At 72.2% G+C, this 21,447-nt stretch carries 21 protein-coding genes and 1 pseudogene; 14 read left to right on the plus strand and 8 right to left on the minus strand.

Translation table 11 applies throughout. The features are described from left to right. Window positions 1-125 precede the first annotated feature (125 nt). The 3 genes from ACFYOP_RS09400 to ACFYOP_RS09410 are packed head-to-tail and all read left to right on the plus strand — an operon-like array spanning window position 126 to window position 2,143. Window positions 126-1,064, plus strand: a complete 939-nt coding sequence (locus tag ACFYOP_RS09400; RefSeq protein WP_356891878.1) for a PAC2 family protein — start codon at window positions 126-128, stop codon at window positions 1,062-1,064. A 49-nt stretch (window positions 1,065-1,113) separates the two neighbouring features. Further along, a complete protein-coding gene (coaE, locus tag ACFYOP_RS09405; RefSeq protein WP_356891876.1) occupies window positions 1,114-1,731 on the plus strand; it encodes a dephospho-CoA kinase in 618 nt (205 codons plus the stop codon). A gap of 49 nt (window positions 1,732-1,780) precedes the next feature. Then, a complete protein-coding gene (locus ACFYOP_RS09410) occupies window positions 1,781-2,143 on the plus strand; it encodes a tetratricopeptide repeat protein (protein WP_356891874.1) in 363 nt (120 codons plus the stop codon). 43 nt (window positions 2,144-2,186) lie between these two features. On the opposite strand, the gene ACFYOP_RS09415 is transcribed toward ACFYOP_RS09410, so the two are convergent. Continuing rightward, window positions 2,187-2,447, minus strand: a complete 261-nt coding sequence (locus ACFYOP_RS09415) for a DUF6343 family protein (RefSeq protein WP_356891872.1) — start codon at window positions 2,445-2,447, stop codon at window positions 2,187-2,189. Between the two features lie 205 nt (window positions 2,448-2,652). On the opposite strand from ACFYOP_RS09415, the gene ACFYOP_RS09420 reads away from it, so the two are divergent. From ACFYOP_RS09420 to ACFYOP_RS09430, 3 genes are all read left to right on the plus strand, one after another. Next, window positions 2,653-3,099 (plus strand): DoxX family protein, encoded by a 447-nt coding sequence (locus tag ACFYOP_RS09420; RefSeq protein WP_356891870.1) that lies wholly within the window; start codon window positions 2,653-2,655, stop codon window positions 3,097-3,099. A gap of 151 nt (window positions 3,100-3,250) precedes the next feature. Then, window positions 3,251-6,085, plus strand: coding sequence for a DEAD/DEAH box helicase (locus ACFYOP_RS09425; protein WP_356891868.1), 2,835 nt, complete (start codon window positions 3,251-3,253; stop codon window positions 6,083-6,085). Then, window positions 6,082-7,362, plus strand: coding sequence for an SWIM zinc finger family protein (locus tag ACFYOP_RS09430; protein WP_356891866.1), 1,281 nt, complete (start codon window positions 6,082-6,084; stop codon window positions 7,360-7,362). Before ACFYOP_RS09425 ends, ACFYOP_RS09430 begins: the two co-directional genes overlap by 4 nt. Window positions 7,363-7,380: 18 nt before the next feature. On the opposite strand, the gene ACFYOP_RS09435 is transcribed toward ACFYOP_RS09430, so the two are convergent. Next, the gene (locus tag ACFYOP_RS09435; RefSeq protein ID WP_388451182.1) at window positions 7,381-7,893 is read right to left on the minus strand and encodes a DUF3574 domain-containing protein; all 513 of its coding nucleotides are present in this window, start codon (window positions 7,891-7,893) and stop codon (window positions 7,381-7,383) included. Window positions 7,894-8,195: 302 nt separating this feature from the next. On the opposite strand from ACFYOP_RS09435, the pseudogene ACFYOP_RS09440 reads away from it, so the two are divergent. The 4 genes and pseudogenes from ACFYOP_RS09440 to ACFYOP_RS09455 all read left to right on the plus strand — a co-directional run. Continuing rightward, window positions 8,196-8,573, plus strand: a pseudogene (locus ACFYOP_RS09440) (class I SAM-dependent methyltransferase); the annotation flags it as partial. A gap of 16 nt (window positions 8,574-8,589) precedes the next feature. Continuing rightward, window positions 8,590-8,766, plus strand: coding sequence for a hypothetical protein (locus ACFYOP_RS09445; RefSeq protein ID WP_356892161.1), 177 nt, complete (start codon window positions 8,590-8,592; stop codon window positions 8,764-8,766). Window positions 8,767-9,004: 238 nt separating this feature from the next. After that, entirely contained in the window at window positions 9,005-10,375 is a 1,371-nt protein-coding gene (locus ACFYOP_RS09450) for an amidohydrolase (protein WP_356891864.1), read from the plus strand. Window positions 10,376-10,532: 157 nt separating this feature from the next. Beyond that, window positions 10,533-11,243 (plus strand): chaplin family protein, encoded by a 711-nt coding sequence (locus ACFYOP_RS09455; protein ID WP_356891862.1) that lies wholly within the window; start codon window positions 10,533-10,535, stop codon window positions 11,241-11,243. Window positions 11,244-11,258: 15 nt separating this feature from the next. On the opposite strand, the gene ACFYOP_RS09460 is transcribed toward ACFYOP_RS09455, so the two are convergent. Next, on the minus strand, window positions 11,259-11,921 hold the full coding sequence (locus ACFYOP_RS09460; RefSeq protein WP_356891860.1) for a DUF2293 domain-containing protein: 663 nt from the start codon (window positions 11,919-11,921) through the stop codon (window positions 11,259-11,261). 371 nt (window positions 11,922-12,292) lie between these two features. On the opposite strand from ACFYOP_RS09460, the gene ACFYOP_RS09465 reads away from it, so the two are divergent. Further along, the gene (locus tag ACFYOP_RS09465) at window positions 12,293-12,616 is read left to right on the plus strand and encodes a cupin domain-containing protein (protein ID WP_356891858.1); all 324 of its coding nucleotides are present in this window, start codon (window positions 12,293-12,295) and stop codon (window positions 12,614-12,616) included. 18 nt (window positions 12,617-12,634) lie between these two features. After that, window positions 12,635-13,273, plus strand: a complete 639-nt coding sequence (locus ACFYOP_RS09470; protein ID WP_356891856.1) for a uridine kinase — start codon at window positions 12,635-12,637, stop codon at window positions 13,271-13,273. A 55-nt stretch (window positions 13,274-13,328) separates the two neighbouring features. Here the strand turns inward: ACFYOP_RS09470 and ACFYOP_RS09475 are convergent, their stop codons facing one another. The 5 genes from ACFYOP_RS09475 to ACFYOP_RS09495 form a co-directional block, all read right to left on the minus strand. Beyond that, window positions 13,329-14,210 carry a PfkB family carbohydrate kinase gene (locus ACFYOP_RS09475; RefSeq protein ID WP_356891854.1) on the minus strand — a complete coding sequence of 294 codons (882 nt, stop codon included), beginning with the start codon at window positions 14,208-14,210 and terminating at the stop codon, window positions 13,329-13,331. Continuing rightward, entirely contained in the window at window positions 14,207-15,118 is a 912-nt protein-coding gene (locus ACFYOP_RS09480) for a pseudouridine-5'-phosphate glycosidase (protein WP_356891852.1), read from the minus strand. The genes ACFYOP_RS09475 and ACFYOP_RS09480 overlap by 4 nt, the downstream gene beginning before the upstream one ends. 67 nt (window positions 15,119-15,185) lie before the next feature. After that, complete coding sequence (locus ACFYOP_RS09485; protein WP_356891850.1) at window positions 15,186-16,472, minus strand: MFS transporter; 1,287 nt, start codon at window positions 16,470-16,472, stop codon at window positions 15,186-15,188. A 40-nt stretch (window positions 16,473-16,512) separates the two neighbouring features. Continuing rightward, window positions 16,513-17,043: a methylated-DNA--[protein]-cysteine S-methyltransferase gene (locus ACFYOP_RS09490; protein WP_356891848.1), complete on the minus strand. Its 531-nt coding sequence runs from the start codon at window positions 17,041-17,043 to the stop codon at window positions 16,513-16,515. Window positions 17,044-17,088: 45 nt separating this feature from the next. Continuing rightward, on the minus strand, window positions 17,089-17,967 hold the full coding sequence (locus ACFYOP_RS09495; RefSeq protein ID WP_356891846.1) for a glycerophosphodiester phosphodiesterase family protein: 879 nt from the start codon (window positions 17,965-17,967) through the stop codon (window positions 17,089-17,091). 296 nt (window positions 17,968-18,263) lie between these two features. Between ACFYOP_RS09495 and ACFYOP_RS09500 the strand changes: the two genes are divergently transcribed. Both ACFYOP_RS09500 and uvrB read left to right on the plus strand, forming a co-directional pair. Further along, window positions 18,264-19,139 carry an MHYT domain-containing protein gene (locus ACFYOP_RS09500; RefSeq protein ID WP_356891844.1) on the plus strand — a complete coding sequence of 292 codons (876 nt, stop codon included), beginning with the start codon at window positions 18,264-18,266 and terminating at the stop codon, window positions 19,137-19,139. Window positions 19,140-19,199: 60 nt separating this feature from the next. Further along, complete coding sequence (gene uvrB, locus ACFYOP_RS09505; protein ID WP_356891842.1) at window positions 19,200-21,326, plus strand: excinuclease ABC subunit UvrB; 2,127 nt, start codon at window positions 19,200-19,202, stop codon at window positions 21,324-21,326. The last annotated feature ends 121 nt before the right edge of the window (window positions 21,327-21,447 follow it).

The following is a 21,447-nucleotide window of genomic DNA, read 5'->3' on the forward strand; positions in this document are numbered from 1 at the left end:
CCCACGTGAACTGCCCCGCCGCCCCCGGACGTTCGGCGCCGGCGACGCCGGGACACAAGAGGGAACGGGAATGCACACGCGCCGCCGCGCGTTCTTGCCTTCGGACATGAGGAGGAGCGGTAATCGTGCTTGATCCGCAGGATTTGTACGAGTGGGAGCCGAAGGGCCTCGCGGTCGTCGACGTGGCGCTCGCGCAGGAGTCGGCCGGCCTGGTCATGCTGTACCACTTCGACGGCTACATCGACGCCGGCGAGACCGGCGAGCAGATCGTCGACAATCTGCTGGAGACGCTTCCCCACCAGGTGGTGGCACGATTCGACCACGACCGGCTCGTGGACTACCGGGCCCGCCGACCGCTGCTGACCTTCCGGCGGGACCGCTGGGCCGGATACGACACCCCGTCGCTGGAGGTGCGGCTCGTCCAGGACGCCACCGGCGCGCCCTTCCTGCTGCTCTCCGGGCCCGAGCCGGACGTCGAGTGGGAGCGCTTCGCCGCGGCGGTCGCTCAGATCGTCGAGCGGCTCGGCGTACGCCTCGCGGTGAACTTCCACGGCATCCCGATGGGCGTCCCGCACACCCGCCCGGTCGGCATCACGCCGCACGGCAACCGTACGGACCTGACACCGGGCCACCGCAGCCCCTTCGACGAGGCCCAGGTCCCGGGCAGCGCCGAGGCGCTCGTCGAGTACCGCCTGATGCAGGCCGGCCACGACGTGCTCGGCGTCGCCGCCCACGTGCCGCACTACGTGGCCCGCTCCTCGTATCCGGACGCCGCGCTGACCGTGCTGGAGACCATCACCGCCGCCACAGGGCTCGTCCTGCCGGGAGTGGCGCACTCGCTCCGTACGGAGGCGCACCGCACCCAGACCGAGATCGAGCGGCAGATCGGCGAGGGCGACGAGGAACTGGTGGCCCTGGTGCAGGGCCTCGAGCACCAGTACGACGCGATGGCGGGTGCGGAGACACGCGGCAGTCTCGTCGCAGAGACCGTCGACCTGCCGTCGGCGGACGAGCTCGGCCGGGAGTTCGAGCGCTTCCTGGCGGAACGCGAGGGCGACTCCTAGGACCGGCCGGCGGACGGGGCCCTGGGGACGCTCGCGTAGGCTGCGGCGCATGCTGACAGTGGGCCTGACCGGCGGCATCGGTGCCGGCAAGAGTGAAGTGTCCCGGCGGCTCGTCTCGTACGGGGCGGTCCTGGTCGACGCCGACAGGATCGCCCGTGAGGTGGTCGAGCCCGGAACTGCGGGGCTCGCGGCCGTCGTCGCGGCCTTCGGACCGGAAATCCTGGACACCGAAGGCGCCTTGGACCGTCCGAAGCTCGGCTCGATCGTGTTCGCCGACCGTGAGCGCCTCGCCACCCTGAACGGCATCGTGCATCCCCTGGTCGGCGCCCGGTCCCGGGAGCTGGAACAGGCGGCGGGCCCTGACGACGTGGTCGTCCACGACGTACCACTGCTCACGGAGAACAACCTCCGGTCGCTCTACGACCTGGTGATCGTGGTCGACGCGTCGCCCGAGACCCAGTTGGACCGGCTCGTGCGACTGCGCGGGATGACGGAGAGCGAGGCGCGCTCCCGGATGGCGGCTCAGGCCACGCGTGAGCAGCGGCTGGCCGTCGCCGACATCGTCATCGACAACGACGGACCGTTGGAGAAACTGGAGCCCCAGGTCCGCGAGGTGTGGAACGAGCTGACCCGGCGCGCCTCCCGGGAACACCGGCCGACGGAATAGCGCCGGGCCGTCCCGTGTTGGAACGGGGCAGCCAGGGAAGGATGCGAGCGTGTCGAACAGCAACCCGGAGACCCACGTCATCGACTTCCGCGCCGCCGAGCAGTTGCTGGCCGCGCGGGATCCGCGCGGGGCCGTCAAGCTGCTGGACTCCGTGATCGCCGCCCACCCGGAGAACACCGCGGCCCGCCTGCTGCGCGCTCGCGCGTTCTTCGCCTCGGCTCAACTGCGTCCGGCGGAGCTGGAATTCGAGCTGGTCCTCGAGCGGGAGCCGGACAACGCGTTCGCCCACTTCGCCCTCGCCCGCACCTTCGAACGGGCAGGCAGGCCCGAGCAGGCCAAGCGCCACTTCCGCCTCGCGGCCGCCCTGGACCCGAATCCGGAGTATGTGAAGGCCGCCCGTTTCGAGGAGTGACGCCGGAAGGAATCCGTGCGCTGCCGACCCGGTGAGGCCGGACTCAGTCCCGGCCTGGCGGTTCGTACGGCGGGACGTCACGGCCCGGCTGGTAGTGCGAGCCCTGGCGGATGTGACGCACGACCAGGGCCAGATCGACGGCCACGACGAGGAAGAGCACACCGCAGACCACGGCCCACCCGAGCCGTTCGGCGAACGTGAAGGCGACCGTGCCTCCCGCCGTCCAGATCAGGCCCCACACGCCCAGCCAGAAGCGCATCCGCAGGGGACTGCGTGCGGTGATCGGTTCATTCCCAGTACGCATGACGTCGCATCTCCCTCTCCAGGATGCACCCTCCTGCGGGCGGCCGCCCGAGGCCGGAAAACGCCGCGGATTCCTCGTCCCGGGGCGATGACTTCGGCAGCGCACGGCGGTCTGACTGTGTGAAAGCGCCATGGAACCGCGTGACAACGCCATGGAAACGACAGCGCCTTTCGCACCCTTACCGCTCAGGCCCGAGGAGACAGCCATGTCCGCCACCACTTCGTCTGCTTCGCCCACCACCGTCGCCGCCCCGACGAGCACCACCGGGCCCAGCCGGCGCGTACACCTCGCCGTGCGCGCGCTGCAGATCCTCCTCGCCCTGTTCTTCGCGGTCGCCAGTGCGGCCCCGAAGCTCGTGGCGCACTCCTCCGCGACGGAAGGGTTCGACAGAATCGGTTACGGCGACTGGTACATGTACCTGGTGGGCGGCCTGGAGCTGGCCGGTGCAATCGCCCTGGTGATCCCGATCCTGTCCGGGATCTCCGCGATGGCCCTGATGGGACTGATGATCGGCGCCTTCGTCACACAGCTGACCGTGTTCGACGGGCAGAACGCTCTCACCCCGGTGATCTTCTTCGTGCTGCTGGCGGTCGTCGCCCGGGTCCGCCGGCGGCACACCGCACAGTTCGTCGCCCGGGTCCGGAGCCGCTGACGCCAGCCAGAGCGACAGTGAAAGGCCAGGTCACAGCCGGTCACGCCAGTGATGTCAGACCCCGCCCGTAAGGTCGTAATGCGCAGTGCCACTCCGGGCACACACGCATCCGTACGTCCGTGCACGCACTCGCGGGAGAGGAGACGACGCCATGACCTCGGAGCCGGACACCGCAGCCGTCCGCGCCGCGGCCGCCGTCTTCCTGCCCGCCGCACTGCCGCGCGAGGGCCGGATCGCCTTCTGGTCCCCGGACGAGCGTCCGCTGCCCGGTGCGAGCGACGAGATCACTGTCGTCCGCCCGCACCGGGAAGGCGACACGCTCCTGGTCCGGAGCGTCACCGTTCCCGCCGTCGTCATGTCCGTCACCGCGGCCGCGCCGCTGCTGATCGCGGCCCGGCGGCACCCTGCCGCACATCCCGCCGCCGCCTGCTGGGGCGCGGCCGTGCTGCACGCACTGCATCTCGTCGCCCGCGGCAGGCTGCTGCCCGGTCTGACGCCCTCCGACCACGACGCCTGGCGCGCCGGGCCGCTCGACGCCGACGACGTCGCCCAGCTGCGCGCCATCGCCGCCGCGATGCCGTACGAGGCGCACGCCGCTCCTGTCGACGGGGCCGGGCCGCCGCGGCTGGCCGAGCCGGAGTCCCTGGTGCGCGCGTTCTTCGACGCGGTGGCCGACAGCCTGCCGCGCACCCCCGCCGCCGCTTCCGCCGCAGGCGCGCCGTTCGCGGCAGCCGAGCCGCAGCACCTCCCCGGAGCCCGTGAATGGGCGGCCGAGGCGGCGGCCGGGATGGACGCGGGCGTCCGGGTCTCCCTGCGTCTCGACCTGTCCGCGTACGAGCTCTTCGACGTCGCCGCGGACAGCGGCGCGGAGCGCAACGCGGGAGCAGCGGTCGTCCAGGTGCACAGCCTCGCCGACCCGACCCTTGTCATGGACGCCGCGCGGCTGTGGGCGGGAGACGGCGACGAGCACTTCGGGACACGCGCCCGTATCGACACGGTGCTGGCGCTGCGCCGTGCCGCCCGCGCCTGGCAGCCGCTCGCCCGGCTGCTGGAGCGGGACGTGCCCGACGTACTGCCACTGACCGAGGAAGAGCTGTACGAGCTGCTCGGACCCGGCACCGCCCGCCTGGATGCGGCGGGAGTGAGCGTCCACTGGCCGAAGGAGCTCGCGCGTACGCTCACAGCCGCCGCCGTCGTGCGCCCGGCGCCCGGGTCCGCCACCGACGGCACACCGTTCTTCGACAGCGCGGACCTGCTCAGGTTCGACTGGCAGCTGGCGCTCGACGGCGATCCGCTGACCGAGCGCGAGATGGACGCGCTCGCCGAGTCGCACCGCCCCATCGTGCGGCTGCGTGACCGCTGGGTCGTCGTCGACTCCGACCTCGTGCGCAAGGCACGCAAGCGGGAGCTCGGCCTGCTGGAGCCGGTCGACGCCCTGGCGGTGGCGCTGGCCGGTACGGCGGAGGTCGACGGCGAGACGGTGGAGGCCGTGCCGACGGGCGCGCTGGCCGCCCTGCGCGACCGCCTCACCGCCACCACCGCCCCGATAGAGGCGCCCGAGGGTCTGCACGCCACCCTGCGCGACTACCAGCTGCGGGGCCTGGCGTGGCTGGACCTCATGACATCCCTCGGTCTCGGCGGCTGCCTGGCCGACGACATGGGCCTCGGCAAGACCGTCACCGTGATCGCCCTGCACCTGCGCCGCGCGCGTACCACCCCCACGCTGGTCGTGTGCCCGGCGTCGCTGCTCGGCAACTGGCAGCGCGAGATCACCCGGTTCGCCCCCGGCGTCCCCGTGCGTCGGTTCCACGGAGCCGGCCGCACCCTCGACACACCGGAGGGCGGCTTCGTGCTGACCACCTACGGCACCATGCGCAGCAGCGCGGAGGAACTGGCCGCACAGCCCTGGGGAATGGTCGTCGCCGACGAGGCCCAGCATGTGAAGAACCCGTTCTCCGCCACCGCCAAGGCCCTGCGCACCATCCCCACCCCCGCCCGCGTCGCGCTCACCGGCACCCCGGTCGAGAACAACCTCTCCGAGCTCTGGGCGCTGCTGGACTGGACGACTCCCGGACTGCTCGGACCGCTCAAGGCGTTCCGCTCCCGCCACGCCCGCCTGGTGGAGAACGGCGAGGACGACGACGCGGTGGAGCGGCTCGCGCGGCTCGTCCGCCCGTTCCTGCTGCGCCGGAAGAAGTCCGACCCGGGTATCGTGCCCGAGCTGCCGCCCAAGACGGAGTCCGACCATCCGGTGCCGCTCACGCGCGAGCAGGCGTCCCTCTACGAAGCCGTGGTCCGGGAGACGATGGCGGCGATCGAGGCGGCGGACGGCATCGCGCGCCGCGGCCTGGTGATGAAGCTGCTGACGGCGCTCAAGCAGATCTGCAACCACCCCGCCCAGTTCCTCAAGGAGTACGGCACCGAGCACGGGACCGGCGCGACCGCGCGGCTCGCGGGTCGGTCCGGGAAGCTCGCGCTGCTCGACGAACTGCTCGAGACGATCCTCGCCGAGGACGGCTCCGTGCTCGTCTTCACCCAGTACGTCTCCATGGCCCGGCTGCTCGCCGCCCACCTCGCCTCCCGCGCGATCCCGAGCCAGCTGCTGCACGGCGGGACGCCCGTGGCGGAGCGCGAACGGATGGTCGACCGTTTCCAGTCCGGCGAGGTGCCGGTGTTCATCCTCTCGCTGAAGGCGGCGGGCACCGGGCTGAACCTGACCAGGGCCGGCCATGTCGTCCACTACGACCGCTGGTGGAACCCGGCGGTCGAGGAGCAGGCGACCGACCGCGCCTACCGCATCGGCCAGACCCAGCCCGTTCAGGTGCACCGCCTGATCACCGAAGGCACGGTCGAGGACCGCATCGCCGAGATGCTCGCCTCCAAGCGCGCGCTGGCGGACGCGGTCCTGGGCTCCGGTGAGACGGCGCTGACGGAGCTCACCGACCGGGAGCTGGCCGACCTCGTCTCTCTGCGGAGGCCCTCATGACCCCCCGCGCGCACACCGGCACGCGACCCGGTCCACCGGCAGGGCCGCACCACGACGACCATCGCCGGACCTTCCCCGCGCTCGAGCCGCTCGCCGGGCAGGAGACCGCCACGACCTGGTGGGGCAACGCCTGGGTGGAGGCCATCGAGGACACCGCCCTCGACCCGGCGCGCCTGGTGCGCGGCCGTGCCTACGCCGCACGCGGCCATGTCGCCGCGATCACGGTGACGCCCGGCCGCGTCATGGCGTACGTGCAGGGCAGCCGCCCCCGCCCGTACCGCACCGAGATCCGTCTGCGCACCCTCGGCGACGACGACTGGAACGATTTCCTGGCCGCGGCGGCGGCCCGCCCGGACCACATCGCGGCCCTCCTCGACAAGGACGTTCCGCAGGCGCTGGCGAGCGCCGCCGAGCTGCTGCCGACACCGGGCGACCTGATCCCCGACTGCTCCTGCCCGGACGACGGCTACCCCTGCAAGCACGCCGCCGCGCTCAGTTACCAGACCGCCAGGCTGCTCGACGAGGATCCGTTCGTGCTGTTCCTGATGCGCGGCCGCGGCGAACGGGAGATCCTCTCGGCGCTCTCCCGCCGCAACGCGACGCGCTCCGCGGCCGAGCACACAGCCGCGGCGTCCTCGGCCCCCCTGGCGACGGTGCCGGCGGACGAGGCCCTCGCCACCGCCGCCGCGCTGCCGCCCCTGCCGTCGCCTTTCCCCGCCCCGCAGCGGCCGGGCCGCCCCCCGGCGTATCCGCAGGTGCCCGGCGCTCCCGATCCGCTTGCCCTGGACCTGCTGGCCGGCGAGGCAGCCGGGCGGGCCCACACCCTGCTCACCACGGGCCGTGACCCGGTCGCCGATCTCACCCGCTGGCAGGACACCGTCCGGCTCGCCGCCGCCCATCCGGGCTCCGGCCTGACCGCCTCCACCCGCGCCCTGTACCGGGACCTTGCCGCAGCGACCGACCGCACGCCCACCGACCTGGCCCGGGCCGTCGCCGCCTGGCGGCAGGGCGGGCCGGAGGCGCTGTCCGTGCTGGAGGAGCCGTGGGACCCGCCCGCCGGCCCCTTCGACCGGGCGCGCCCGGCCCTGGCCGCCGCGGATTTCCCCGAGTTCCGGCCCTGGCGCAACCACCTCTCGGCACGCTCGCTCCAGCTCCGACTCGGTCGCAACGGCCTCTGGTACGGGTACGAGTCGGACCTCGACCGCGAGGACTGGTGGCCGCGCGGCACGCCCGACACCGACCCCGTAGGGGCGCTCGCCGCGCTCCTGGGGAGGTGACGGCCGTTCGGGAGGAGGTCAGAAGTCGACACGTGTCGGTTCGTCGAGGCGTGCCACCGACTCCTGCCCGTACGCCTGCATGTACGCGTCGCGGATCCGCTCGATCCGCGCGTCACGGGCACGGGCCTCGGCGGCGGGATACAACAGGATCAGCTCGTACGAACGCTCCCGCTCGATGACGCCGTTGGAGTCGCGCCACTGGCCACGCCCCTCCTGGACGGTCAGCCCCTCCGGGAACTCGGGTGTGACGCTCCGGTCGATGAACGCCATGAACTGGGCGTCCGTCACATCGGGGCCGCCCTCCGGCCGTTGCGTGCCGAAGAGGAGCCGCGTCTCGATGTAGGCATCACCCCGTGCTGCCACCGCGGCCGGTGTCCCGGACGCGCTCCGCCCGTCCTCCAGGGTCGCCTGCGCGGCCGGTGCGCCGACGGCCAGAACGGCCACCGCCGCCCCGGCGACGGCCAGTAGGGTGCGCTGTCGTACCGACCGGGGCTTCACCGGTCGGCGGAGAGACTGCGTCGGGGTCGGCACGGTCGAGGTTCCCTTCTTCGCGGCGAGCGGCCGGCGATCCCGCCGGCCCGCGCTCACTCTTACCGCTGGAACACCCCCGCAACCGCGCGAACCCACGCATCGGTCGGAATCCACCCGCATGAGCGCGTCCGGCCACTTCCCCGACCGAGAAGGTGAGTCCGCGGGCGCGGGCCCCTCCTAGAGTCACCCGCATGTCTGATCTCTCCTGCCTCGCCGCCGTCCGGGAGTCGTACGACACGGTCGCCTCCGACTACTTCCAACAGGTCCCGCCTCCGGCGGAGCTGGATCCGCTGTCACGAGGGATGCTGAACGTCTTCGCAGAGGTGGTGCGAACGGCCGGCCTCGGCCCCGTCGCCGACCTGGGGTGCGGGCCCGGCAAAGTCACGGCTTACCTTGCTGAGCAGCACGTGCCCGCGTTCGGCATAGACCTGTCGCCCGCCATGGTCGAGCTGGCCCGTAGTGCTTACCCGGATCTGCGTTTCAGCGTCGGTTCGATGACCTCGCTCCCGATCGGGGACGACGGGCTCGGCGGCATCCTCGCGTACTACTCCACCCACCACACACCGCCGACGTTGCTGCCGGTGGTGTTCGGCGAGTTCCGCCGAACTCTCGCGCCCGGCGGCCTGTTTGCTGCTGGCCGGCCACGTAGGGGACGGCCGGCGTCTACGTCCCACACAGGCATACGGCGGTCATCCGGTGTCCTACGAGACCTACCTGCTGCCGCCCGATCGGATTGCCGAGCTCCTGAAGCAGGCCGGGTTCGTCCTCACCGCACGTCTGGTGGAGGAACCCGACGAAGGGGCTGAGAGGACTTTCGCCACCTTTCTTGCCCACAAGCCGGAACGTCCTGCCCACAAGCCCGAACGGCCATGAGGTTCGTATCCAACCGAGCCGGCCGTTGCCGCGGCGTCGCGGACGCGCTCGCGGCTACCGACTGGGCCGAGCGGGGATGCGCACGCGTCCGGTGTGCCGCCCGGTGGTCCGGTCAACGGCTCGGTGCAATCCCGCCGGTGTACCCCGTGGCGCGCCCCCGACGCGAGCCGCCGAGTCCGGGGCGAGCCTGGGTAGGACCGGGGGAGACGGAACCGGCAACGTCGACGAGGAGTCACGGATGACCGCAGTGGAAGGCGCGGCCCGCCCGGCACGGGCCGATCTCGTGATCGCCGGGTGCACCGCGCTGGTGCACGGTGAGGACGGCCGGATCGACTTCGCCGACGACGCGGCCGTCGTCGTGCGCGGCGGCGTCATCGACGACGTGACGACAGCCGCCGCTGTCGCCGGCCTCGCCGCCACCGAACGCATCGACGCCGGCGGCCAGATCGCCATGCCGGGGCTGATCAACTGCCACACGCACTCGCCGATGGTCGCGCTGCGCGGGATCGCGGAGGACATGCCGGTCGAGGAGTGGTTCAACGACTGGATCTGGCCCATCGAGTCCAACCTCACCGACTCCGTCGTCGAACTGGGCGCGCTGCTGGCCTGCGCGGAGATGATCAGGGGCGGTGTCACCACCTTCGCCGACCACTACTTCGCCATGGACAGGGTCGCCGCGGCGGTCACCCGAAGCGGTCTGCGGGCCAACCTGGGCTGGGCGTACTTCTCCGGCCAGGGCGCCGAAGGACGCGAGCGGTCCCTCGACTTCGCGCTGAGCGCGAACGGGACGGCCGACGGCCGGATCACGACATCGCTGGCCCCGCACGCCCCGTACACGGTCGACGACCACGACCTCGCCGTCACCGCAGAACTGGCCCGCGAGCACGGGCTGCTCGTCCATCTCCACGCGGCGGAGAACAAGGCGCAGACCGACCACAGCCTCGAACGGCACGGACGCACCCCCATCGAGGTCCTGGAGCGGGCAGGGCTGCTCGACACCGATCTGCTCATCGCGCACGGCACCGGTATCACCGGTCGGGACCTGGCCGTGCTGCGGCGCGCGACGGGCCGGGTGGCCGTCGCCACCGCGCCGCGCGGCTATCTCAAGTTCGGCTGGGACACCACCCCCGTCCGGGCGCTCGCCTCCCTCGGAGTGCCGGTAGGTCTGGCGACCGACGGCGCGGCGTCCAACCACACCCTCGACGTCTGGGAGTCCATGACGCTGACCGCGCTCGTGCAGAAGTCGGCGGAACGCGACCCGGTCTGGCTGACCGCCCGGCAGGCGCTCGACCACGCCACCGCGCAGAGCGCACGGGCCGTTGGCCTCGCAGACCGCGTCGGGGCTCTGGCGCCCGGCCGCCGGGCGGACCTGATCCTGGTCGACCTCACCGGCCCGCACACCCTGCCGGTACATGACCTGGCCGCGACCCTGGTGCACAGCGCCCGGTCGTCGGACGTCCGCACCACCGTCGTGGACGGCAAGGTCCTGATGCGGGACCGTCGACTGCTCACGCTGGACGTGCCCTCCGTCGCCGCCGAACTCGCCCGGGAACTACCCGCCTTGGTCCGCCGGCGCGACGGGCGGCGCATCCAGGACTACAACACCTGAGAAAGGGGAGCCCGGCTGCCCGCGAGTGCGAACACCGTCGAAACATGACACACCCGAAGGAGTGAATGCCGCATTCGGCAGAACCCATGTGGTCCGGGCGGCGTTAAGTCCGGTGCGGGCGAGTGCCCGTGGAATCTCTTCTGAAGGCAGGCAACCCATGAGGCAGGTTCACAGAAAGGGCCTGGCGACCGTGATGCTCACGGGCGGCGCACTGGCCATGGCGACGGGTTACGCCCAGGCGGACGCGGGTGCGCACGGTTCTGCCGCCGGATCTCCCGGCGTGCTCTCCGGCAACGGCGTCCAGCTCCCCGTGCACGTCCCGGTGAACGTGTGCGGCAACACGGTCAATGTCGTCGGACTGCTCAACCCGGCCGCGGGCAACAACTGCGCCAACGTGTCACACGGTGACCAGGGCGGCGGCGGAGAGCACGGCGGCGGGACACACGAGGGCGGCTCCCCGGGCGCGCAGGACGGCGCGGGTTCCCACAACGGCGGCGGCGCCCACGCCGACGGCGAAACGGCCCATTCCCCCGGCGTGCTGTCGGGCAACGGTGTGCAGCTTCCCGTCGACGTTCCGGTCAACGTCAGCGGCAACTCCGTGAACGTCGTCGGCATCGGCAACCCCGCCACCGGCAACACGTCGGTGAACGACTCGAGCGAGCCGCCCGCGCAGGACAAGCCGGCCACCCCGCCCCAGGCGAAGCCGGAGAAGCCGGCCGCGCAGGGCGAGGAAGCCCCCAAGCCCGACGGGGCGTCGCTCGCCCACACCGGATCCGACGGGCTCGCGTTCGCCGTGCCCGCCGGCGCGACGATGATCCTCGGCGGCCTCGTGCTGTACCGGCGGTTCCGCCCCTCCCAGGAGTCCTAGGGCCTCTCGTTCGGATCAGGCCGGGTCCACGGGCCGCCGCCAGGACGCCAGCACCGCGTCGATCTCCTGGGCGACACGGGCCCGCGCCTGGTGGCGGGCCACACCTGCCATCAACAGGGCGTCGTACGCGGTGTCGAGATGGCGTACGGACGCGCGCACCGCTGCGGTGACGGCTCCCTCCTCCAGCGAACGGCCCGCCGAGGTACGGCCCACACGCCCGCTGCCGCGGACGGACGTGTGCGAGGCGATGCGAGCGGCACGCTCCTTGGGGCAGCCGGGGAACAGCCGCCCGATCACCGCCGTCAGTTCCGCGGTGAACCGCACGTCCTCGGCGGCCCGGCGCTCCGCGTCCCGCGCACGGCGGCGGGCGCGGGAATCCGCGTCGGCCAGACACGCGGACTCCGCGCGGGCGAGCGCCGGTTCCTCGACGAGCAGCCCTTGGCGCTCGTACCGCCCGCGCCGCCGGCTGAGGCGTACCACCACCGCCCAGAGCGAACTCGCCTGCCGCGCCCGCCTGGTCAGAGCGGCGTCGCCCCTCGGCAGGTACACGAGATGACCGAGGTCCGCGCAGTCCAGGCAGACCGGCGCGCCGGACTCGACGAGATGCATCGCAAGCGGGCCCCTGCGGCACTCCGAGCAGTGCCTTCCCTTCAGCGGCCGGATCACCACCAGGTCCATGCCCGGTACGTACCCAGCGGTTGCGCTCCCCTCCCACGCCGTTCGACCGCGCCGTCCCCGACGGTCGTCGGGAACCGGACCACGGCATGGACGGGGAGCGGGACACGCCTCGCAATACCCCTCCCTCGCCCCGGGTGTTCGTGGCTCGGGGCGGTTTGATCGAGCGATGAACCCAAGGGGAGGGCGCATGCGCGGCTTCACGGTCAGGGGCAAGCGGTTCGACGTGCGGACGGCGCTGCTGCTGACGGCCTGTACGGCGGCCCTGACGGTCTGTACGGCGGCCCTGGCGGTCGTGCCGTCCGCCGCGATCGCGACGCCCGGCAGCGGGGTGACGGGCACGGTCCTCCGCACAGGGCCGCACGGAGGGCAGGGTGGACATCGCGGCCAAGAGCCCCACCGATGTGGTCGTCCGCACCCTCACCACCGAACCCGGCGGCTCGACGGGCTGGCACCAGCACCCCGGCCAGGTCCTGGCCATCGTCGGGTCGGGCACCCTGACCCGGACCCTCGACGACTGCTCACTCGAGGCCACGGAACCGGGCGATGTCGTCCGCGAACCGGCCGGCGCCCGTCACCGCCACACCGGCCGCAACCTCGGGACCGAGCCGGTCGTCGTGTACGTGACCTACTTCGTGCCCGCCGGCAGCCCTCTCTCGACGAGGACACCCCGGCCTGCGCGGACGGGGCCGAGGTGACCGGGCGATGATGGGACCGTGCGACTCGAGGCGATCACCTGGGAGCGGCTGACCGGGCACCTGGCCGACCAGGTCCTGCGGATCACCGCCGGCGACGGCAGCCCCTGGCTGCGCGTCGGCGTCGACGGCGCTCCCGCCGCACGGCCCGAAGAGCTCGCGGGGCGGCTCGCCGAAGCCCTGCGGGTGCGGGGAAGACGCGCCGTCGTGGTCGGGACCGGCGGCTTTCTCCGGTCGGCGTCGCTGCGGTTCGAGTACGGACGCGAGGACCCCGACACGTACTACAGCGGCTGGTTCGACACCGGCGCACTGTGGCGGGAGGTGTTCGGCCCGCTGGAGGCGGGCGGAACCGGCCGGATCCTGCCCGACCTGTGGGACCCGGAGACCGACCGTGCCACCCGCAGCCCGCACGTCGTACTGCCCCCGGGCGGCGTGCTGCTGCTGCACGGGCCGTTCCTGCTCGGGCACTGGTTCCCCTTCGACCTGACCGTGCACCTGCGGCTCTCGCCGGGCGCGCTGGAGCGCCGCACGGACGAGAGCGAACGCTGGACCCTCCCGGCGTACGCGCGGTACGAGGACGAAGTCGGCCCCGGCGCTACGGCCGACGTGCTCGTACGGGCCGACGACCCGCGCCACCCGGCCTGGTCCGGCACCGGCTGACGTCGCCGGTGGAGCAGGGCGGTGTCATCCGGTCTCCGGGCCCGTCCGGCGCGGCTCAGGGCCGGCCGCCGGTCCTTCCCACCGCCTCCGCACCCGCCCGGCACCCCTCCTCCGCCGCCGCAGCGGCGTCGGCGCCCGCCAGCCGCGCCGCCAGAAACGCCCCCGTGAAGGCGTCGCCCGCGCCCGTCGTGTCCAGCGCCTCGGCCGCACACGGCGGCAGGCGGGCCGTGACCCGGCCGGCCTCGGCGAGCAGCGCACCCCGGGCCCCCAGTGTCACCACCGCGAGCGGCACCAGGCGGCTGAGTTTCGCGGCGGCTTCGGCCGGGTCGGGCAGACCGGTCAGGAGCCGGGCCTCGTCCGCGTTCGGCAGCAGGACGTCCACGCCGTCGAGGACCGAGAGCAGGCGCTCGACGCCCAGTTCGGCGATGAAACCGGTGGAGGCGGGATCCACGCTCACCGGCACGCCCCTGCCTCGTGCCGCCGTCATGGCGCTCAGCGCGGCGGCCCGGCTGGTGTCCGAGAAGAACAGATAGCCGGACAGGTGCAGATGGCCGACGCCGTCGAGCATCGACGCGGACCAGTCCGCCGGGCACAGCCGCAGTACCGCGCCGCTGTCGGTGAGGAACGTTCGCTCGGCTGTGGCGTCGACGAGCGCGACGACCGTCGCGGTCGGGACCTCATCGTCGGGCACGAGCAGCGGCACCACCCCCGCCGTACGCAGCCGCTTCGCGTGCCACTCCAGGTCGGCGACGCCCGCCCGGGCGAGCAGCCGCACCTCGCGGCAGCCCCGATGGGCCGCCCAGCACGCCACGTTGGACCCGGCGCCGCCGGGCAGGACACGGATCCGCGCGGCGGTGTCCGTGCCGGGCGCGAGCGGCGTGCTGTACCGGGCGACGACATCGGTGACGACCTCGCCCACGACGAGGAGCCCCGTCACGCGTACGCCGCTGCGATCAGCGCCGCCAGCCGCACATTGCCGCGCACCGCCGCCAGGTTGGCCTCGAGGGACGCTCCGTCGGTGTACCGCATCAGCCGTTCGAGGAGGAACGGTGTGACGGCCTGGCCCGTGACGCCCTCCGCCCGCGCCTCGTCGAGCGACCGTGCCAGCACCAGGTCGTGCAGCGCCGGGTCCAACTGCTCCGCCACCGGGACGGGGTTGGCCACGATCAGTGAGGAGTGCGGCTCGCCGACGGCGTCCTGGGCACGCATCACGGCGGCGGCCTCGGCGGGCGAGCGGACGGTCCAGTCGACCGGTTCGCCGGAGGACGCCAGATAGAAGCCGGGGAACCGGTCCGTGCCGTACCCGATCACCGTCACGCCGAGCGTCTCCAGCCGCTGCAGCGTGGCCGGGACGTCCAGGATCGACTTCACGCCCGCGCACACCACGGTCACGCCGACCCCGGCGAGCAGCCCCAGGTCCGCCGACTCGTCCTGCGTCTCGGTCCAGCCCCGGTGCACACCGCCGAGCCCGCCGGTCGCGAAGACCCGGACGCCGGCCCGGTCGGCGAGGAACGCCGTGGCGGAGACGGTCGTCGCGCCGCTCGCGCCCGTGGCGAGCGCGGGGGCGAGGTCGCGGTGGCCCAGCTTGCGCAGCTCCGGGTCACCGGCGACCCGTTCCAGCTCGGCCTTGGTGAGACCGACGCGGGCTCTTCCGTCGAGTACGGCGACGGTCGCGGGGACCGCGCCGCCGGCGCGGACCAGGGACTCGAGCTCCTTCGCGACGGTCAGATTGCGCGGACGCGGCAGCCCGTGCGCGATGATCGTCGACTCCAGGGCCACGACGGGAGCCCCGGTGCGGAGTGCTTCCCTTACCTCTTCGGACACTATGACTGCGCTCTCGGACATGTCCCATCCCTGGCGCGGCCGAGGCGGCCGCAAACATCAGGGCGGGGCGGCCCCGGCGTCCCGGCCGCTACCCCGGGGCCAGCGCCCGCCGCATCGCCAGTCCCGCCATCGGCAGCAGCAGCAGTGCGCCGATCACGTTCAGCCACCCGTAGCCGGCCTGCGCCACCACCAGCCCCGCCGCCGCGCCGCCGATGCCCGCCGCCGCGTTCATCGTCAGGTCGGACAGGCCCTGTCCCGCCGCCCTCGTGGGCTGCGGGACGGACTCGGTGAGCAGGGTCGAGCCGGCGACCAGCCCCGCCGACCAGCCGAGTCCGAGGACGAACAGCCCGGCCGCGGTCTGCCCGTGACTCGCGCCCGCCGTACCGGCCAACAGCGCGGCCGTGCAGAGCAGGCCCGCCGCGAGGCCGATCACCGCGAGCCGTCCGAAGCGGTCCGTGAGCCGGCCCATCACCGGCGAGAAGGCGTACATGCCCGCGATGTGGCCGCTGATCACCAGGCCGATCAGTTCGATGCCGGCGCCGTGGTGGCTGAGCGCGACCGGAGTCATCGACATGATCGACACCATGGCGGTGTGCGAGACGGCCACGGTCACCAGGGCCAGCCTGGCCATGGGCGACTCGCGTACGGCCTGCAGCCCGGCCTTGAGCGACCGGCCCTTCGGCGAGTTGTCCGTCGGGGACATCGCCCGGGCGGTGAGCAGCGGATCCGGCCGCAGCAGTACGAGGACGAGCACCGCCGACACCAGGAACACCCCGGCCGCCCAGAGGAACGGCCCGGCGGCCGCAGGGATGCCGAGCCCGGTGACACTCCGGCCGGCGGGGGAGGCGATGTTGGGCCCGAGGACCGCGCCGATCGTCGTCGCCCACACGACGGTGGAGATGGCCCGCCCCCGCCGCTCGGGCTCGGCGAGGTCGGCGGCGGCGAAACGGGCCTGCAGATTCGCGGACGACGCGCCGCCGAAGCCGGCCATGCCGGCGAGCAGCAGAGGAAAGCTGTCGATGACGGCGGCCACGACGACCACTCCCGCGCCCAGCGCGCCGATGAGATAGGCGAGGACCAGTCCGGGGCGGCGGCCTCGCGAGGTCATCAGCGCGGCCAGCGGCACGGACAGCAGCGCGGTCCCGGCGACGGTGGCGGTCGGAGCGAGCCCCGACAGCGCCTCGGTGCCGCTGACCTGCTGTGCGAGCACCGCGGCCAGCGCGATACCGGTGGCGACCCCGAGACCGCCCAGAATCTGGCTCGCGATCAGCACCGCGTTGATACGTCGGCGTATCGAGGGCAGATCGGCGGCGGCCGGCACCGCCGCTGCCTTGGGCGCCTCGGGTATGTCAGCGGCGTCGGGGGTCGTGGTCACTGACGCAGTGTGCCAGAACGGACTTCCGGCGGCGGGAGCGTCAGAACAACGGCTGCGGCAGGACACCCTCCAGCGCCAGCAGCTGCCGTTTGGTCTCCAGGCCTCCCCCGAAGCCCCCGAGTCCGCCGTCGGTCTCGACCACCCGGTGGCACGGCACCACGACCGGCAGTGGATTGGACCCCATCGCGGCGCCCACGGCCTGCGCCGCGCCCGGCTGTCCGACGCGGGTCGCGAGGTCCCCGTAACCGACGACCGTGCCGTACTCCACGCCGGACAGCAGCTCCCGCAGCACCTGCCGGTTGAAGCCGGCCGAGAGCGACCAGTCCAGCGGCAGCGCGAAGTCGTGCAGCGTGCCCGCGAAGTAGGCCTCGAACCGGCGTATCGGCTCGGCGAGTCTGCCCGTCGCGTCCTCGACGGGCTCGGCCCCGAGACGGCCCGCCAGCTGTCCCACGGCGCGGTCCCGCACGGCCGGTGAGGCGTGGAACACCACGCTGACCAGGCCGGCGTCGGTCGCGGCGAGGAACAGCGGACCGATGTCCGTGCCGATCACGGTCCACTCGAACGTCTTCATGCGGACCACGGTACGGCCGGCCACTGACAGTCGGGCCGGTTCGGCTCAGCCCACCGCGTCCCGTACGACGTCGGGTTTGTTGGTGATGATCCCGTCCACGCCGAAGCCGGCCACCCGCTCGGCCGCCGCCGCGTCGTTCACGGTCCAGGTGCTGACCCGCAGCGGCTTGCCGTGGGCGCCCTTGAGCGCGTGCACCGCGGCGACGTACTCGGCGGTGAGGGATGTGTGCGAAGGGTTGATCTGGTCGGTGAACGACGCGTACACCGGCAGGTCCGCCACCGCGGGCCTGCCGAGGAAGCCGGTCGTGATGTCGGGCCGCTCGCGGTGGACGGCCCTGACGCTGTCCGCGCCGAAGCTCTGGACGACGAGCCTGCCGCGCACATGGCTCCGGTCGAGCCAGCCTTCCTCGCCGAGCACCCGCAGCGTGTCCCGCTCGATGCCCGGGTAGAGCTCGGGCTTCTTGATCTCCAGCAGCAGTTTCTGCCGGTTCTCGTCCACCCGGTTCAGGTACTGCTTCAGCGTCGGCACCCGGGCGCCGGTCCACTCGGCGCCGCGCCAGCTCCCCGCGTCCAGGGTGGCGATCTCCGCGGCGGTGAAGTCCTTCACCCTCCACGGGGCGCGGGCGGGGAACTTCTGCTCGACGTCGGTGGTCCGGGCGAGTGAGTCGTCGTGGACGACCACGAGCTCGCCGTCCTCGGTGCGCTGGACGTCGTTCTCCACCCAGACGAAGCCCATGGCGTCGGCCAGGTCGACCGCCGCGAGGGTGTTCTCCGGCGCGTAGGCGGAGGCGCCTCGGTGTGCGATCACCTGCGGGCCGTCCGTGGCCGCGGCGGTGTGGTCGGCGCCCGTGGCGGAACCGGGCAGGACCAGCGCGGTGAGTCCCAGGGTCGTGGCGGCCAGTGCGGCGACGGGGCGTGCGTACACGGGTTCTTCCTCACGTCGGTCGGATCACGGACGGGCCGAGAGTGACAGCCTCCGGCCAACGAGGCACAGGCGAAGTATGGCCGGAGGGTGAACGGATCCGCCCTCGGAACCTCTGAGAGGAGGGCCGGGCGGGCGCGGCGGAGCGGACACCGCGCGTCGGGGTCGACAAATCTCCGCCGAGACATTTGCATACACTTCCGCGAGCCGTACCCTCGCCCAGAACCAGACGTTCCCTCAGAGAGCGCGGGGATAGCGGGGGCGGCGGGGGATCGCGCGGGACGAAGGGTGCAAAACGGATGCAGGGCACGGTGGACGGATTCGGCTACGGCTTCGTCACCCCGGTGGCGGCCTATCTGATGGCATGCCTCGGAGGTGCTCTGGGGCTGCGCTGCACCACCCGGTCCCTGCGGGACCGTGGCTCGTACCGGCCGGGCTGGCTGGTGCTCGGCGCGATCGCCATCGGCTCGGGCATATGGAGCATGCACTTCATCGCCATGATGGGCTTCACCGTCGAGGAGATCCCCGTCGGCTACGACAGGGCGACGACCTTCGCCAGCCTGGTCGTGGGCATCGTGATGGTCGGCATCGGCATCTTCATCGTCGGGCAGCGGGGCGCCACCCGGATGTCCCTGGTCACCGGCGGGGCGGTCACGGGGTTGGGCGTGGCCTCCATGCACTACCTCGGCATGGCCGGAATGCGGCTCCAGGGCAGCCTCGAGTACGACACGCTCACCGTCGCCCTTTCCGTGGTGATCGCCGTGGTCGCGGCGACCGCGGCCCTGTGGGCGTCCGTCTCGGTGCACGGATTCCTGGCGAGCCTGGGCGCCGCCCTCGTGATGGGCCTCGCGGTCAGCGGAATGCACTACACCGGCATGGCCGCTGTCAGCGTCCACCTCCACGAGGCCGTCGAGGCGGTCGACGCGGCCGCCGTCGCCGTCGCCGGTGATCCGCCCGCCACGCTCATCGGCCCCATGCTGATCGGGCCCGCGGTGTTCCTGCTGCTCGCCGGGGCCGTCGTGATGTTCGACCCGCTCCTGGTGTCGGGCGGCGAACGGCACGGGCACGACGCCAGGGCCGCGGCGTACGGCATGCCGGCGACGGCGTTCCGTCCCACGGACCGGGCCGCGGAGCGCCGCCGCCGGCGCAGTCACTTCGGGGCGGAACGCTTCTGAGCCGGCCGGTCCGCCGCCGTCCGGGACCCGACTGTCAGTGCGGGGTCGTACGGTTGTTGCATGCGGCCCGTTTCCAAGATCGAACGTACGGTGGCGCCTTTCGAGGTCGTCAGCCCCTTCCGGCCCAGCGGCGACCAGCCGACGGCCATCGCCGAGCTGGAGCGACGTGTCCGTGCCGGTGAGAAGGACGTCGTCCTGCTCGGCGCGACCGGCACGGGCAAGTCGGCGACCACGGCCTGGATGATCGAGAAGCTCCAGCGCCCCACCCTGGTCATGGCTCCGAACAAGACCCTGGCCGCCCAGCTGGCGAACGAGTTCCGCGAGCTCCTCCCGAACAACGCGGTGGAGTACTTCGTCTCGTACTACGACTACTACCAGCCCGAGGCGTACGTCCCGCAGTCGGACACCTACATCGAGAAGGACTCCTCGATCAACGAGGAGGTCGAGCGGCTGCGCCACTCCGCGACGAATTCCCTCCTCACCCGGCGCGACGTCGTCGTGGTCGCCTCCGTCTCCTGCATCTACGGCCTCGGCACCCCGCAGGAGTACGTGGACCGGATGGTGCAGCTCAAGGTCGGCGACGAGATCGACCGCGACCAGCTGCTGCGCCGCTTCGTCGACATCCAGTACACGCGCAACGACACGGCGTTCCAGCGGGGCACGTTCCGGGTCCGCGGCGACACCATCGAGATCTTCCCGGTCTACGAGGAGCTCGCCGTCCGCATCGAGATGTTCGGCGACGAGATCGAGGCGCTGTCCACCCTCCATCCGCTGACCGGCGAGATCCTCAGTGAGGACCAGTCGCTGTACGTGTTCCCCGCCAGCCACTACGTGGCGGGCCCGGAGCGCATGGAGAAGGCGGTCAACGGCATCGAGGCGGAGCTGGAGCAGCGGCTCGCCGAACTCGACAAGCAGGGCAAGCTGCTCGAGTCCCAGCGGCTGCGCATGCGCACCACGTACGACATCGAGATGATGCGCCAGATCGGCTCCTGCTCGGGCATCGAGAACTACTCGATGCACTTCGACGACCGCGACCCCGGCTCCCCGCCGAACACCCTTCTCGACTACTTCCCGGAGGACTTCCTCCTCGTCATCGACGAGTCGCACGTCACCGTCCCGCAGATCGGCGCCATGTACGAGGGCGACGCGTCTCGCAAGCGCACGCTCGTCGACCACGGATTCCGGCTGCCGTCCGCGCTGGACAACCGCCCGTTGAAGTGGGAGGAGTTCAGGGAGCGCATCGGCCAGACCGTCTATCTGTCGGCCACCCCGGGCACCTACGAACTGTCCCGCGGCGACGGCTTCGTCGAGCAGATCATCCGGCCCACCGGCCTCATCGACCCGCAGGTCGTCGTCAAGCCCACGGAGGGCCAGATCGACGACCTGGTGCACGAGATCCGCGAGCGCACCGAGAAGGACGAGCGGGTCCTGGTCACCACACTGACCAAGAAGATGGCCGAGGACCTGACGGAGTACTTCCTCGAGCTGGGCATCCAGGTCCGCTATCTGCACAGCGACGTCGACACGCTGCGCCGCGTCGAACTGCTGCGGGAACTGCGCGCCGGCGAGTACGACGTCCTGGTCGGCATCAACCTCCTGCGCGAGGGGCTCGACCTGCCCGAGGTGTCGCTGGTCGCGATCCTCGACGCGGACAAGGAGGGCTTCCTCCGTTCCGGCACGTCCCTGATCCAGACCATCGGCCGCGCGGCGCGCAACGTGTCCGGTCAGGTCCATATGTACGCGGACAAGATCACCCCGGCGATGGAGAAGGCCATCGAGGAGACCAACCGCCGCCGGGAGAAGCAGATCGCGTACAACACGGAGAAGGGCATCGACCCGCAGCCGCTCCGCAAGAAGATCAACGACATCGTGGCGACCATCGCGCGCGAAGAGGTCGACACCGAACAGCTGCTGGGCACCGGCTACCGCCAGATGAAGGCCGACAAGCCGGGCAAGGGCGCCAAGGCGCCTGTCCCCTCGCTCGGCTCCGGCGCGGGAGCGGGCCGCAAGGGCGAGATCCTCACCGACCGTCCCGCCACCGAACTGGCCGGAATCATCGAGGAGATGACCGACCGGATGCGTGCGGCCGCCGCGGAGCTCCAGTTCGAGGTCGCGGCCCGCCTGCGTGACGAGGTGAGCGAACTGAAGAAGGAACTGCGCCAGATGAAGGAGGCAGGGCTCGCGTGAGCCCACTGCGCCGGGCGTGACGGCCGGACGGGCGCGCTGTGTTGCAAGACCGACACAAAAACAGACGGCCCCGCCGCGCTGTCGGCGTGACTGCGTAGGGTACTTGGACAACCGCACACAT

Origin of the sequence: Streptomyces sp. NPDC006294 (assembly GCF_042870895.1) — a bacterium.
Taxonomy (GTDB): Bacteria; Actinomycetota; Actinomycetes; order Streptomycetales; family Streptomycetaceae; genus Streptomyces.